The organism is Parasphingorhabdus sp. (assembly GCF_036568145.1).
Lineage (GTDB): Bacteria > Pseudomonadota > Alphaproteobacteria > Sphingomonadales > Sphingomonadaceae > Parasphingorhabdus.
Genome location: NZ_DATCTC010000033.1, coordinates 41,092 through 54,589 on the forward strand (window position 1 = coordinate 41,092; position 13,498 = coordinate 54,589).

A 13,498-nucleotide genomic window follows, 5' to 3' on the forward strand; every position below is an offset into this window, starting at 1 on the left:
TATGCCGGCTTGGCTCAATCTCTCAGCGGAGGAATGGACGGCAGTCTGTCTTTCCTTGCGGATTTCCTTTTGGGCCATGGCCTGTAGCCTGCCATTCGGCATAATTCTCGCCCTCGCCTTGGCGCGCGGGCGTTTCTGGGGCAAGTCCTTGCTTGATGGGCTCGTCCATCTGCCGCTGATCCTGCCGCCTGTGGTTACGGGATATTTTCTGCTCATATTATTCGGACGACAAGGACCGATTGGTGGCTTTCTGGCAGAAAATTTCGGCATCGTCCTTGCCTTCCGTTGGACAGGCGCGGCGCTTGCCTGTGCGATTATGGGCTTTCCGCTCATGGTCCGGGCCATCCGGCTTTCGATCGAGGCCGTGGATTTCCGGATTGAAGAAGCAGCGGGAACGCTGGGTGCCAGTCCGGTCTGGGTCTTTTTCACCATCACCCTGCCCTTGATCCTGCCCGGCATCCTGTCAGGCATGATTCTTTCCTTCGCCCGCGCTATGGGCGAGTTTGGCGCCACCATCACCTTTGTGTCTAATATACCCGGCGAGACACAGACGCTCCCCACGGCGATCTATACATTTACCCAAGTTCCGGGCGGCGATTTTCAGGCGCTGCGGCTGACTTTGATTTCTCTCATCGTGTCGTTGGGCGCATTGTTGCTGTCCAATGTCATGGCCCGGCAGGTGAGCAAGAGGATCGGTCAGACATGAGCCTGATCGTGGAAGCAAAACATTGTCTGGGCGATTTTCGGCTGGATGCGTCCTTCACAAGCGAAGGCGGCCTAACCGCCCTGTTTGGTCAATCCGGTGCTGGCAAAAGCTCGCTGGTGAATATTATCAGCGGGCTTGTCCGTCCCGATCGTGGCCGGGTTATCGTGAACGGGGAAGTGCTGCTCGATACCGCGCAGCAAATATTTGTGCCCCGCCACCGCCGCCGCATCGGCTATGTTTTTCAGGAAGACCGCCTGTTCCCGCACCTGACTGTCCGGCAAAACCTTCTCTACGGGCACTGGTTTACGGCGCGGGCAGATCGCTATGAAAGTCTGGATCATGTCGTTGACCTTCTGGGGATCGCGCATTTGCTCGGCCGCAAGCCGGCACGGCTTTCAGGCGGAGAGAAACAGCGCGTCGCCATTGGCCGCGCCCTGCTCGCCAGCCCACGCCTGCTGCTCATGGATGAACCGCTTGCTTCCCTTGATGACACGCGCAAAGCCGAAATCCTGCCATATATTGAACGGCTGAGAGACGAAACGAAGATCCCGATCGTCTATGTCAGTCATTCCGTGCCAGAAGTAACGCGGCTCGCTACGACCGTTGTCGTCATGGCCGATGGCAAGGTCACAGGGGCCGGGTCCGTGCAGGAAGTGATAAGCCAGACCAGCCTGTTCCCGATGACAGGCCGCGCAGAGGCCGGCGCCGTGATCGAGGCAAAGGTCATCGGTCATGATGATGATTATCAGCTAACGCAGCTAGAATGCGGCGCTGGCATACTTACGGTTTCACGGCTTGATATGGCCATAGGCATGCCGGTGCGTATTCGCGTGCGCGCTGGCGATATCATGCTCGCGCTCTCACCGCACGAAGGATTGAGCGCACTTAATGTCCTACCGGCAGTGATCCGGGAGATTGGTGAGATTAAGGGGCCGAGCATCGACATAGGCCTTGATTGCGGAGGAGAAATGCTGACGGCCCGCCTTACACGGGCTTCCGCAGACAAGCTCAAACTTCGGCCCGGCGCTGAAATTTATGCTGTTATCAAGTCAATTGCATTTGATAACGAAAATCTGAGCCGACCACCTAATCCATGAGTTTTGAGAAATCGCGCATAACCACATCCTATGGCCATCAGCATTTCATGCCCGCATGACGGACGCTTGCGGTTTGCGGTTGCAATAAAGACAATCAGCTCCTAAATACGAACCCCTTTAATAGGGAAATTTCCATGATCTCCAACAAAGCCAAATATGCTTTCAGGGCATTATTGGCGATTGCTTCCGCTCCCGAGGGCGAATCCATAACCAGTGCCGAAATCTCGCGCCGTTATAATATCTCGCACAAGTTTCTTGAACAGATCCTGCTCGACTTGAAAAAAGCCGGAATCCTTGACAGCCGACGGGGCAAAAGTGGCGGATATGTAATGCTAAGACCCGCTGATACCGTTAGTTTTGGCGAGGTTTTGCGAATTTTCCAGGGCGCTCTTGCTCCCCTGCCCTGTCTTTCCCGGCAATTTTACCAGCGCTGCGATGATTGCGACAGCGAAGCCAGTTGTGAAATCCGCCGAGAATTTGGCCGCGCCTATGATGCAAGCCGCAAAGTGCTTGAATCCAGGACGATTGGCGATGCTCTGAGTAATTCCCCTGTCGAACAACCCTCTCCGCTGGAGGAGCCGCGCGCGGTCTAGGATTATTTCCTATACCTATTTCCTATTTATCCAATAGGAATATGGCGGGCCATTTCAGATAATCTGTTCAGGCACACAAGACGTTGCGCCATACTCACAAATTTTTGGTGCAGGATTACTACGCAAGTTATGAAAACCGCAATATCCGCCATTTTGTGAAAATGGTCGGGGAGACAGGATTCGAACCTGCGACCCCCTGGTCCCAAACCAGGTGCGCTACCAGCCTGCGCCACTCCCCGACGCGCGCTTCCCCTAAGCCGTGGCTGAGGGAAAAGCAAAGAGTTTTTACGTCTTTTTTAGTCTAACCGAAAAAGAGCGGTGAATCGCGCCGTTTCAGGAAAGAATGGTGGGCCCGGAGGGACTCGAACCCCCGACCTAGCCGTTATGAGCGGCCAGCTCTAACCAACTGAGCTACAGGCCCCGAAACACCCGCATTTCAATGAAATTCGGATATTCAAGGACCGACCCGATAGCGGATAGGCGGCTCGGTTGGCAAGCAACTAAACGAAAAAAATCCCAAGGCCGGAAACATTGACCGGTGGAAGCGAAATTATTTGCCTTTCAAGTCCGCCGCAACGATTAACTGGTCAACGCTTATGGGCGATACTCCGCACTCCAGCAGGTGGTCGATAATATCTCTCCACCAATCATAGAACCGGTCCAGATCCGCGTCTGTCTGAACATAAGGCGTGTGCCCGGCAGCAAGGGACGGTGAGTGAAAAGAAAATACAAGCAGCTTGAGCATATCATCCAAAGCAATATCTATCGCTTCCTTGGCTTCACGGGCAGACACGCCTTCCGGTGTCAGGGGAATGCGTTCAAGCATCCTGGATTTCGACAATAATGCATTTGCGACTTTTGAGCGGTTGAACACAGATGCCAACTGATCGCCCTGTTTGCGGAACGGGCCAGAAAAAACAGTCGTCAGCGGCACTTCCAAAAGGCCCTTTTGCCGGTCTAGCCAGAAGGGTTCGGGGCCAATATGTGAAAAATCGGGTCCATTTTCGTGCCCGTAATCAAACCGCGATCGCACACTGCTATCGATGATAAAACCATGTTTGGCCAAAATCTCGATAGTGTTAGGCCCAACGCCATAGCGCCCTGCCCTATAGATTGTAGGCCGTTTTCCGGTCTTTGCCTCTATGGCGTCGCGCAAGGAGACTAATTTCGCTTCTTCCAGTTCCTTTGGCAGATTGCCTGCAAAGCTGTTGCGGGTTGTCGTTTCTTCCTCAAAAGGGGGATTGATCCAGGGATGCAGGTGGACCCCAACGGTTGCGCTGTCGTCCGCGGTTACGGATTTCAGGAAGTCAGCCGCTTCTTCATTCCCGACAATGGAATAATCAACGAAATAAACCGGTTTAACGGCATATGCTTCGATGAACGACTGGAATCGTTGCAGTTTCCCAACCGATAAATTGGTGTGGCCTGTCCGGCTGAACGGAGCGTTCCAGTCAAATTCTTCCTCGGTGTCGATAGAGATAAGAAAGCGGCGACCAAAATCCGCTGGATATTTCAGGTAATGGTCAGGGGCTTGTTTCTGTTTTGAAAGCATGGTGGCCCCTTATACCATTATCTTACTTCATTCGTTTATTCGAATTCCGTTTCCCTGTCAGCCATCTCGCTATATGCGGCCGCTGGCATGGTCAATACTATCATATCATCCGATATGCTGAGCAAGCCATTCGCAGACTTGGCCAGATTACGCACCAGCCTGAGAGAGAATCCTAGTCCCAGAAGAGGCGCATCCTGCACATCACCGTCGATGCCATAGGAAGGATCGAGCAGTTTTTCTTCTGAAATCCCGCGGATAAGCGAAGGGCGCGTCATACGGAAATGGTTGGTGGGTGAAGCCTCGAACTGTGTGTACAAATCCGCCGTCAATTGCTCGCCAGTTTCACAACCGATGATCGCCGCCGACAATAATCTGGCAAAAATCCGCTCAATCGATTCAGTCTCATGGGCAAAGGGCATAACAGGCTGCTTCACATTGATTTGCAAATCAACGGACCTGCTTTCCGTCAGGCTTTCCAGGCGCTGTTCCAGACGCGCTATAAGCCATTCCGGTTCGGTCAGGCCCGACAGGCTTTCGATCTGGCCGGCATCAATTTTCGCTGCGATGTCCAAATCCTCAAACCCCGTCAGCAAGCGGCGCGCCTCTTCCGTGATATTGCCGGAAAGCTTGCGATATTCGGAGGAAGCGGGACCGAAAAGCTGTTGCTCGATGATTTCGCTAAACCCGATTATGGCATTGAGCGGCGTCCGCAGTTCGTGGATCAGTTGCTGTAACTGCTCTCTCCGTTCGACATCGAGACTGTCATGAGCAGCATCTTCCGCAGCATTCGGCCGCTTCATAATGCCGCGATATCCCCTGAATCGGCCGGTTTCCTCGCCAAAATAGGGAACTGCCGTCATGCGCCAGTCGCCGACAATGATCGGCGCTCCGCACAAGCGCATGCGTGCATTTTCAAATGGCATTCTTTGCCGGAATGCCGCCGCGCCATAAGCATCCGGACCGGGGCCATCGTCAAATGCCGGCTCCGCAATCGTCACGCCGACTATCGCGCCCTGTGGCGGACCTTCCGCCCAGATAACGGTTCCGCTATCGTCAGTTTCAAAGTTGATCGCATCTACGGTTTCAAAAGCATCACCGCGAATTTCCGGTTTGGACATTTGCGTTTCACGGTAGCGTTTATAATCCTCGATTTTTGATACCAGGCTACTAATCTGGGAGATTTCCAGCACCCCTGGTTCGGGCCGGTCGTTTTCCGTTACAGTTTCGGGAGCAGTTTCCGGGTCTTCATAGGAAGCGTTATCCGTTGTTTCGGGAACGTCATCATTTGCCGATACCAATATTAGCGGCAGATCAATCCGTGCAGGAGCGTGACGGTTCAAGGCATCTTGCGCTTTTGGCCCAAGATCGGCCCGCGCTTGTAAACGGTTGCGCCCCTGAAGCGATAAATACGGAATGATGTCCCGCCACTGCCCATCTGTCAGGTCGGCAGCGTCGATCGCGGCATCGCAGATCGGGTCACTGTCAGCGCAAAGATAAGCGAGGAGCCGCGTGGACCGCAATCGGCCATTCAACGCCTCTACCGCAGCCACTCTATCCGCTTCTTGAACCCTGTCATGGAGGTCGCTTAGTCTCGCAAGTCCTGCCTCCACATCACCTGCGGTAATATATTCCGGCTCTTGCGCCAAAAGATCCACCACCTGGCGCCATTGCGATGCAGCTGCCCCTCCTTCTGGAAGGGGGCCGTTAAGTGCTGTTTTCAGGCGGTCATCGTAGCGCAAAATCTATTACCGGTGTAAAAGGTTGGGAATGGTTGTTAAGAAGTTGATAACCCTGAAAACCGGATATCGTAAGCGCTGATTATTCTGCGTCACAATGTGGGACAAGTATGCGGCTATTGCTTGCTACGCTAATTATATTATAACAGTTCATTGATTCTCGAACGGATATTGCAGGTAATGGCTGACATAAATTTGGATAAAATTGATCTACAGATTCTGGACCGGCTCCAGAATGAGGGCCGCGTTACCAATGTAGAGCTGGCGAATAGCGTCGGACTGACAGCTCCGCCCTGTTTGCGGCGCATGCGCGCGCTGGAGGATAGCGGGGTCATCACCGCTTATCATGCCGAAATCGACCCCGCTAAAATGGGCTATACGATTACGGTCTTTGCGATGGTTAGCCTGAAAAGCCAGGCCGAAACAGACTTGCAGGCATTTGAAGAATATGTCGATCAACTCTCCGAAGTGCGCGAATGCTATATGCTGAACGGTGAAATTGACTTCATGCTGAAAATCGTATCGAAGGATCTTCAGGAATTTCAGAGCTTCTTGACCCGGAAATTAACCTCCGCCCCCAATGTCGGCAGTATTAAAACATCGCTGACGATACGGTCAGCCAAAAAGCTGCCAGGTGTGCCGATCCTTTAACGCCTGCCCTCAACGCTTTATATTCTCAGGACAAAAAAAGGGCGCCGGAAGCGCCCTTTTCCATAATTTCATAGCCAATCATTAGTTGCTGGGCGTGGTTTCCGCCGGAGCTTCTGTGGCCTGTGCAGCCGTAGAGCCTGCAGCCTGCTGGTTAATCCACAACGTCCAGAAGTCTGCAATTGTCTTGCGGCTACCGGTTACGCTGGCAAAGGCTTTCTTAGCCTCGTCCCAGTTTGACAGCCCGGCATTGGCTATACCAAGGCCCATTTGCGCCCGCGGCACATCCACGCTGCCCTTGCTGATCGCGGTCTGGTATAAATCCGCAGCCTTGCTATTTTCTCCATAGCTCAGCAGCGCATCAGCGGTTGCAAGAGCGATTTTACCATTGGCCGAGCTTTTGGCATCACGTTCGGAACCAGGCAAGCTGGCTTTATCCGCGGGAACCGCACTACGGGCAGCGGCCAGCGCTTCATTCACATATGTGCTGGATGACTGCACATCGCCCTTGGCAAGACCTTCTTCCAAAAGAGACACGACTTCACCGGGCAATCTGCGAGGGTCGGCAGCATCGGCATATTCGAAATAATCCCGCTCGCTCTCCATCGCATCGGCTTTGCGCATCAAGCGCATCAGCTCAAGATTTTCCTGATTGGAAAGCTTGGGATTCGCCGCATCACGGTAAACCGACAAGGCAGCGCGCCAGTTTTCACCGGATGGATAAGCCTCGACCAGTTTATAGGTCCATTTTGCAGCCGCACCATTGGCATTATGTTGCATCGCAACACCTGCACCGCGGCGATACCAGTTTTCAGCGGCTTTCGTGCCCTTGGATTCTTCATGCTCAATAGCACGTTCCAGAGCAGCCAGCCCTTCGGGGAACTTGTTCAGTTTGAAATTGGCTTCGGCAACCAAGGCACCAACACCATTTTCGCTATAGCCTGCATCAAATGCCTGCTGTAGTTTCTGTGCGGCTTCCTCATAGCGTCCAGCACCATAAGCAAAGTTACCGGAATAGAACAAAAACGCGGGCTTCTGATCCTCAGGCGTTTTGCCACTGGCCAGAGACGCATTAATTCCTTTTTCCTGAAGACCGGTGTCTTTCAGGGTTGAACCAAGTTGAATTGCCAACTGGCCCGCGACAAACTGGTCATCACCTGTCAACGGCTCTGCAAGAAGTGCTTCTATAAGTGGCTTTGCCGAAGCCGGAGTATCGCCGCCCATGGCTTTTTGAATTTCAGCAACTTTGGGTACGACCTCTTTACTGATATCAAGCTTGGGGGCTTTGGCCTTTTTCTGGGCATGTGCATCTTGCGGTGCGACTGTAACAGCTAATGTTCCAGCTGCGGCAAGTGCGATAGCCATAGAAAAATGAGATAAAAAACGCATATAAATCCTCCGGTTAGTCATGCTATTACAGGCTCAATATTGTTACTAACTCCACTGGCCCGATTATGGTTGCACCATAAAGCGTCTTGGCCCTAATACCAAGTTTGATACGCTTTTATAGCGGTAATCCGCTGAATAGACCTTGAACGAAGTTTCCCGTAAGTTTCAACCCCGCATGGAAAATTTGAGCAAAACTGTTAATATTAAAGGATATGAGGTTCGTTTTTCGTGATTGTTGTTATCTCCCCCGCAAAGTCGCTTGATTTTGAAAGCGCCCTTCCCGCTCATGGATTGACCGACAACCGGTTTCCCGAAGAAACCGCGCGATTGGCCGGGGCTATTTCTAATTTATCCAAAAAGAAGCTGAAGGCGATAATGCCTGTGTCAGACAATCTGATTGAGCTTAACCACGGGCGGTATAGCGAATTTTTCGATCAACCGGAACGCGCCGCGATCTTTGCATATAATGGCGATGTTTACACCGGGTTCGAGGCACATAGCCTGTCGCAAGAGGGGCTGGATTTTGCCCAGCGTCATTTGCGTATCCTGTCCGGTCTATACGGATTGCTGAGGCCCTTTGACCCGATCAGGCCCCACCGCCTTGAAATGGGAACGAAATGGGCGCCGCGATACAAGAAACTGACCGATTTCTGGAAAGATAAAATCGCCAGTGAACTTGCCAGCGATCTGGACGAAAATCTGGATGACAAGGACGAGCGTATCTTGGTCAATCTGGCCAGCAACGAATATTGGGCAGCGGTAAAGCCCCATGCCGACAAGTTGAACGCCCGCATCATTGAGGTCGATTTTCGCAAAGACGGGCCGGACGGACCGAAGTTCATCAGCTTTGAAGCCAAACGCGCACGCGGCATGATGGCGAGATATATATGTGAAAACCATCTGAACGATGTGGAATCGCTGAAAGGTTTTGACAGTGACGGCTATCAATTTGACCCGCAATCCAGCACGGATAACAGCTTGCGCTTCATACGCTCGTAAATAAAAGCCGGACGTTGAAATCCGGTCCGGATTATTAATGCAAAACAGGTCCGAAAAGCTGGCTTTTTCCTACTGCCTGTCCTAGAAGGACCGCAATCAAAAACCCCATGAAAAAGGCCAGTTTGTGAACGAACAAACCACTGCACCCGAACCGTCTGGTATTGAACCGATTGATATCGTCGATGAAATGAAATCGAGCTACATGGATTATGCCATGTCGGTCATTGTCAGCCGCGCATTACCCGATGTTCGCGATGGCTTGAAACCTGTTCACCGGCGGATATTGTTCGCTTCCCAGGAAGGCGGATTTGTTGCCGGGCGGCCCTATCGCAAATGTGCCAAGATCGTCGGCGATGTGATGGGCAATTATCACCCCCATGGCGACAGCGCGATCTATATGGCCCTGGCCCGTATGACGCAGGATTGGTCGATGCGGGTGCCGTTGATCGACGGTCAAGGGAACTTCGGGTCCATGGACCCCGATATGCCTGCATCCATGCGGTATACCGAAGCGCGGCTCAACAAGGTTGCGAACGCCCTGCTCAACGATCTCGACAAGAACACGGTCGATTTTGTCGATAACTATGATGGCAGTCGCTCGGAACCATCGGTTCTGCCTGCGCGCTTTCCGAACCTGCTGGTCAATGGCGCTGGCGGCATTGCCGTGGGCATGGCGACCAATATTCCGCCCCATAACCTTGGCGAAGTTATCAATGCCTGTCTCGCTTATATGGAAAATCCGGCGATTACCGTGGATGAGCTGATAGAGATTATTCCCGGTCCCGACTTCCCTACCGCCCCCTTGATATTGGGACAATCCGGCGCAAAATCCGCCTATAAAGAGGGTCGCGGCTCCATCATGATGCGCGCCCGGCACGAAATTGAGGAAGGACGCGGGGATAAACGCTCCATCGTTTTGACCTCCATTCCTTTCCAGGTCGGCAAATCCGGGCTGGTCGAGAAAATTGCCGAAGCGGCGAAGGACAAACGGATTGAAGGCGTTTCCGACATTCGTGACGAATCAAGCCGCGCCGGTGTCCGGGTCGTCATCGACCTGAAACGCGACGCGACCGCTGATGTGGTGTTGAACCAGATCTGGCGCTTCACCCCTGCCCAATCGAGCTTCCCTGCCAATATGCTCGCTATTCGCGGCGGTCGCCCCGAAGTGCTGAATCTGCGCGATATTATCGAGTCCTTTGTCAAATTCCGTGAAGAAGTCATCACCCGGCGCACGAAATTTGAACTGAACAAGGCGCGGGAACGGGCGCATATCTTGCTCGGCCTGGTTGTCGCTGTCACCAATATGGATGAAGTGGTGCGTATCATCCGCGGGTCGTCGACACCGGCGCAAGCACGCGAATCTCTTCTTGCCCGTGAATGGCCGATTGCCGAAATCGCAGGCTATATCCGGCTTGTCGAAGCCATCGAAACCGAGGTTGAAGGCGACGTTTACAAGCTTTCCGCCATTCAGGTGAAGGCGATATTGGACCTGCGTTTGCAGAAACTGACCGCCCTTGGCCGCGAGGAAATTGGCGACGAGTTGAAAGAGCTTGCCACCGCTATCGAGGAATATCTGGCGATCCTCGCCGACCGCGTGAAACTCTATGCCGTGATGCGCGAAGAGCTGGAAGCTGTGCGCGATGAATTCGCCACGCCGCGGGTCAGCGAAATCACCGCTGCATGGGACGGACTGGAAGACGAAGACCTGATGGAGCGGTCTGAAATGGTCGTGACCGTGACACATGGCGGCTACATCAAACGGACTCCGCTCGATACCTTCCGCGCACAAAGGCGCGGCGGCAAAGGCCGGGCCGGTATGGCGACCAAGGAAGAGGATGCGATCACCGCCCTGTTCGTCACGTCAACCCATACGCCGGTCCTGTTCTTCTCCACCCATGGCAAAGTATATCGCCTGAAAGTGTGGAAATTGCCGGAAGGTGGTCCGCAAACCAAGGGACGGCCTATGGTCAACCTGTTGCCCTTGGCAGAGGGAGAAACTATTTCGACTGTCTTGCCGCTGCCGGAAGATGAAGCCGAATGGGGCAAGCTACACGTCATGTTTGCCACCGCAAAAGGCAGCGTGCGGCGTAACAGCATGGACAGTTTCACCAACGTGCCTTCCAACGGCAAATTTGCCATGCGTTTTGAGGAAGACAGCGATGACCGCCTGATCGGTGTGGAATTGCTCAGCGACAATGACGACGTGTTGCTGGCCACCAAAAACGGCAAAGCCATCCGCTTCGCTGGCGATGCTGTGCGCGTGTTCCAGAGCCGGACATCAACAGGTGTTCGCGGCATAACGCTGAAAGGCAATGACGAGGTGATCTCGCTTTCGGTCCTTCGCGGGTTTGAAGCCTCCACCGAAGAACGCGACACTTATCTGAAGGCCGCACCCTGGAAGGGCAATGAAAATACTTCGGAATTGTCACCGGAACGGCTGGCCGAATTTGCCGAGGCAGAGGATTTCATCCTCACCGTCTGCGCCAATGGCTATGGCAAGCGTTCCAGCGCCTATGAATATCGCCAGTCGGGCCGTGGTGGTCAGGGCATTCTCAATATCGACAATATCAAACGCAACGGCACCGTTGTCGCCAGCTTTGAAGCGACGAACGAGGAACAGATCATGCTGGTCACCGACCAAGCCAAGCTGATCCGGATGAAAGTTGCCGATATGCGGGTGATTGGACGTAATAGTTCCGGTGTTAAACTGTTCGATGTGTCCCCCGGTGAAACGGTCGTTGGCGCTGCCAAGATTGACGAAGAGGACGAACCGGAAAACGAAGCGGAAGAGCTGGTCGCCGAAGAACTGGCCGCAGAACTGCACCAGGAAACGGGTCCGGAACCGGAAGACGATAGCGAAGAGTAACCCACACCGTCATTCCCGCATAGGCGGGAATCCAGCTTTCTTCTGCAAGGTTCAAATATTAGCTGGATTCCCGCCTGCGCGGGAATGACGAGCTGTGTGTGGAGACAGTGATAGGTCGCCCTCTATTACAAAACGCTTTCCTACATAGCGGCACTAATGATACACAAAGTGCGGCCCTTTCTCAGTGAGACACGAATTACCTCGCCCTATCTTTGAAATCAGGGCGGGAGCGAATTTTTTTCCTTTCCAACAGGTGACAGAACATCATGTTGGAAAATCCCCCTGGAAAACAGGAATCGGCGGAAAATAAAGCTTCCTTGGTGTGAAGTTTGTGAAGTTAGAAAATAGGGAATGCTAAAAAATAGCACCCGCGAAACAGATAGAGGAGATGATGCCAATGATCGTCACGCCATCCGGCCAGTCCTGCGGAGCCGCTGTTACGGGCATTGACCTGTCCAGACCGCTTGGCGATGAACAGGTGGCCGAAATCCGTGCCGCCTGGTTAAAGCATCACGTCCTGTCCTTTCCCGGGCAGGATATGTCGGACGATGATCTGGAGCGCTTCACGTTATATTTTGGCGGCTTCGGGCATGATCCCTTTTTCGCGCCAATCGAGGGCCGCGAACATATTGCCGCTATCCGCCGCGATGCCGACGAAACATCACCTTTATTTGCCGAAAACTGGCACAGCGACTGGAGCTTTCAGGAACATCCTCCCGCTGGCACATGCTTGCTTGGCATCACCATTCCGCCGGTCGGCGGTGATACCTTATTCGCCAACCAACATGCCGCACTTGACGCCATGCCGCCAGAGATGCGCGCCCGTTATGAAGGGCTGACAGCCATTCACAGTGCCAAGCTCGCTTATGCGCCCGACGGTGCTTATGGGGACAAGGACAAGGGACGCAGCATGGCGATCCGCCCCGATGAGACAGCGCGCGAAACGCAGCTTCATCCCCTGGTCCGCGAGCATCCGGAAACCGGGCGTCCGGGTCTGTTCAGTTGCATGGGCTATATTATCGGGTTTGAAGGCATGGCGCAGGAGGACGCCCTGCCCTTGCTTCAGGAATTATATATCTGGCAAAGCCGCGACGAGTTTGTTTACCGGCACAAGTGGGAACCGGATATGCTGGTCATGTGGGATAACCGCTCTGTCCTCCACTGTGCCACCGGCGGCTATGAAGGCTATGACCGCTTGCTCCACCGCACCACTATTGCAGCCGTTTAAGGGTTCACGGCGGCCATTCTGTCCCGCAGAGCACGCACAACCCCGGTGGCAATCAGGAACTGGCCGAAATAATAAAATGGCCAGATGGTCCAATATGGTATCGCAGAATCCTGCAAAAAGCCGACACTGGAAAAGATGAAGAGGTCTGATATGATGAATAACAACGCCCCCACCCCGACGCGATAGCGGGGAAAGTCGCTCAGCCATGCCGTCGCCGCCATGACGGCCAGAAAGGTCGTATAAATCGCAAAACCGGAAGCAGCACTGCGATCGAAGGGCAGCGACCAGGCCACGAAGACCGAGACAGGAACAAGCAGGATGGCGAACATCATTTGGCTCAATGCCGGTTTGGGTCGCCTGTGTCGCAGATAGAGCAAGATCGCAAAACAATGACCAATCAGGAAGGAGAATGCCCCTAAAATCAGGTCCAGCTCGATAAGAATATCGCCAAGCGCCCCGAATGCCATCACCGTGGCAATCAACCTGCCATCAAATCCGCGTATCCGGTGCAGCGCATAAACCGCGAGGAATCCTACGCCAGCGCCCTTCCACAGCATTTTCAAAGGATCGGGAACTTCCGGTTCGCGAAGCACGAAAAAGAAAAAATAGCTGATCCCGAACAACAGGCTAAGCAGCAAATAAGGCCGGGAATCGATAAACGCACGTTTCATATCATCGGCCTAT

Annotated in this window: 11 protein-coding genes and 2 tRNA genes; 7 read left to right on the forward strand and 6 right to left on the reverse strand. The window is 53.5% G+C overall.

Going from position 1 to position 13,498, the window contains the following annotated elements; translation table 11 throughout:
• Window position 1 precedes the first annotated feature (1 nt).
• From modB to VIN76_RS13675, 3 genes are all read left to right on the forward strand, one after another.
• Window positions 2-706 carry a molybdate ABC transporter permease subunit gene (modB, locus tag VIN76_RS13665; RefSeq protein WP_332042419.1) on the forward strand — a complete coding sequence of 235 codons (705 nt, stop codon included), beginning with the start codon at window positions 2-4 and terminating at the stop codon, window positions 704-706.
• Window positions 703-1,803 (forward strand): molybdenum ABC transporter ATP-binding protein, encoded by a 1,101-nt coding sequence (gene modC, locus VIN76_RS13670; RefSeq protein WP_332042420.1) that lies wholly within the window; start codon window positions 703-705, stop codon window positions 1,801-1,803. The genes modB and modC overlap by 4 nt, the downstream gene beginning before the upstream one ends.
• 134 nt (window positions 1,804-1,937) lie before the next feature.
• Entirely contained in the window at window positions 1,938-2,396 is a 459-nt protein-coding gene (locus VIN76_RS13675) for an Rrf2 family transcriptional regulator (protein ID WP_332042421.1), read from the forward strand.
• Window positions 2,397-2,558: 162 nt separating this feature from the next.
• Here the strand turns inward: VIN76_RS13675 and VIN76_RS13680 are convergent.
• From VIN76_RS13680 to VIN76_RS13695, 4 genes are all read right to left on the reverse strand, one after another.
• Window positions 2,559-2,635: transfer RNA gene (locus VIN76_RS13680), tRNA-Pro, on the reverse strand.
• 105 nt (window positions 2,636-2,740) lie between these two features.
• Window positions 2,741-2,817 (reverse strand) — tRNA-Ile (locus tag VIN76_RS13685).
• Between the two features lie 129 nt (window positions 2,818-2,946).
• On the reverse strand, window positions 2,947-3,948 hold the full coding sequence (locus tag VIN76_RS13690) for a polysaccharide deacetylase family protein (protein ID WP_332042422.1): 1,002 nt from the start codon (window positions 3,946-3,948) through the stop codon (window positions 2,947-2,949).
• 35 nt (window positions 3,949-3,983) lie between these two features.
• On the reverse strand, window positions 3,984-5,687 hold the full coding sequence (locus VIN76_RS13695) for a HAMP domain-containing sensor histidine kinase (RefSeq protein WP_332042423.1): 1,704 nt from the start codon (window positions 5,685-5,687) through the stop codon (window positions 3,984-3,986).
• Window positions 5,688-5,864: 177 nt separating this feature from the next.
• Here VIN76_RS13695 and VIN76_RS13700 point away from each other — a divergent pair, with 177 nt between their 5' ends.
• On the forward strand, window positions 5,865-6,335 hold the full coding sequence (locus VIN76_RS13700; RefSeq protein ID WP_332042424.1) for an Lrp/AsnC family transcriptional regulator: 471 nt from the start codon (window positions 5,865-5,867) through the stop codon (window positions 6,333-6,335).
• Window positions 6,336-6,416: 81 nt separating this feature from the next.
• Here VIN76_RS13700 and VIN76_RS13705 read toward each other — a convergent pair whose 3' ends face one another.
• Entirely contained in the window at window positions 6,417-7,721 is a 1,305-nt protein-coding gene (locus VIN76_RS13705) for a hypothetical protein (protein ID WP_332042425.1), read from the reverse strand.
• A gap of 228 nt (window positions 7,722-7,949) precedes the next feature.
• Here VIN76_RS13705 and VIN76_RS13710 point away from each other — a divergent pair, with 228 nt between their 5' ends.
• The 3 genes from VIN76_RS13710 (at window position 7,950) to VIN76_RS13720 (ending at window position 12,814) form a co-directional block, all read left to right on the forward strand.
• A complete protein-coding gene (locus tag VIN76_RS13710) occupies window positions 7,950-8,720 on the forward strand; it encodes a YaaA family protein (RefSeq protein ID WP_332042426.1) in 771 nt (256 codons plus the stop codon).
• A 124-nt stretch (window positions 8,721-8,844) separates the two neighbouring features.
• Window positions 8,845-11,586 carry a DNA gyrase subunit A gene (gene gyrA / locus VIN76_RS13715; protein ID WP_332042427.1) on the forward strand — a complete coding sequence of 914 codons (2,742 nt, stop codon included), beginning with the start codon at window positions 8,845-8,847 and terminating at the stop codon, window positions 11,584-11,586.
• 397 nt (window positions 11,587-11,983) lie between these two features.
• Window positions 11,984-12,814, forward strand: a complete 831-nt coding sequence (locus VIN76_RS13720) for a TauD/TfdA family dioxygenase (protein ID WP_332042428.1) — start codon at window positions 11,984-11,986, stop codon at window positions 12,812-12,814.
• Here the strand turns inward: VIN76_RS13720 and VIN76_RS13725 are convergent.
• The gene (locus VIN76_RS13725; protein ID WP_332042429.1) at window positions 12,811-13,485 is read right to left on the reverse strand and encodes a lysoplasmalogenase; all 675 of its coding nucleotides are present in this window, start codon (window positions 13,483-13,485) and stop codon (window positions 12,811-12,813) included. The genes VIN76_RS13720 and VIN76_RS13725 overlap by 4 nt on opposite strands.
• Window positions 13,486-13,498: the final 13 nt, after the last annotated feature.

What these genes read in the sequence shown, in the direction of transcription:
- modB (WP_332042419.1), top strand. Translation starts at nt 2, where the DNA reads ATGCCGGCTTGGCTCAATCTCTCAGCGGAGGAATGGACGGCAGTCTGT.
- modC (WP_332042420.1), top strand. Translation starts at nt 703, where the DNA reads ATGAGCCTGATCGTGGAAGCAAAACATTGTCTGGGCGATTTTCGGCTG.
- VIN76_RS13675 (WP_332042421.1), top strand. Translation starts at nt 1,938, where the DNA reads ATGATCTCCAACAAAGCCAAATATGCTTTCAGGGCATTATTGGCGATT.
- VIN76_RS13690 (WP_332042422.1), bottom strand. Translation starts at nt 3,948, where the DNA reads ATGCTTTCAAAACAGAAACAAGCCCCTGACCATTACCTGAAATATCCA.
- VIN76_RS13700 (WP_332042424.1), top strand. Translation starts at nt 5,865, where the DNA reads ATGGCTGACATAAATTTGGATAAAATTGATCTACAGATTCTGGACCGG.
- VIN76_RS13705 (WP_332042425.1), bottom strand. Translation starts at nt 7,721, where the DNA reads ATGCGTTTTTTATCTCATTTTTCTATGGCTATCGCACTTGCCGCAGCT.
- VIN76_RS13720 (WP_332042428.1), top strand. Translation starts at nt 11,984, where the DNA reads ATGATCGTCACGCCATCCGGCCAGTCCTGCGGAGCCGCTGTTACGGGC.
- VIN76_RS13725 (WP_332042429.1), bottom strand. Translation starts at nt 13,485, where the DNA reads ATGAAACGTGCGTTTATCGATTCCCGGCCTTATTTGCTGCTTAGCCTG.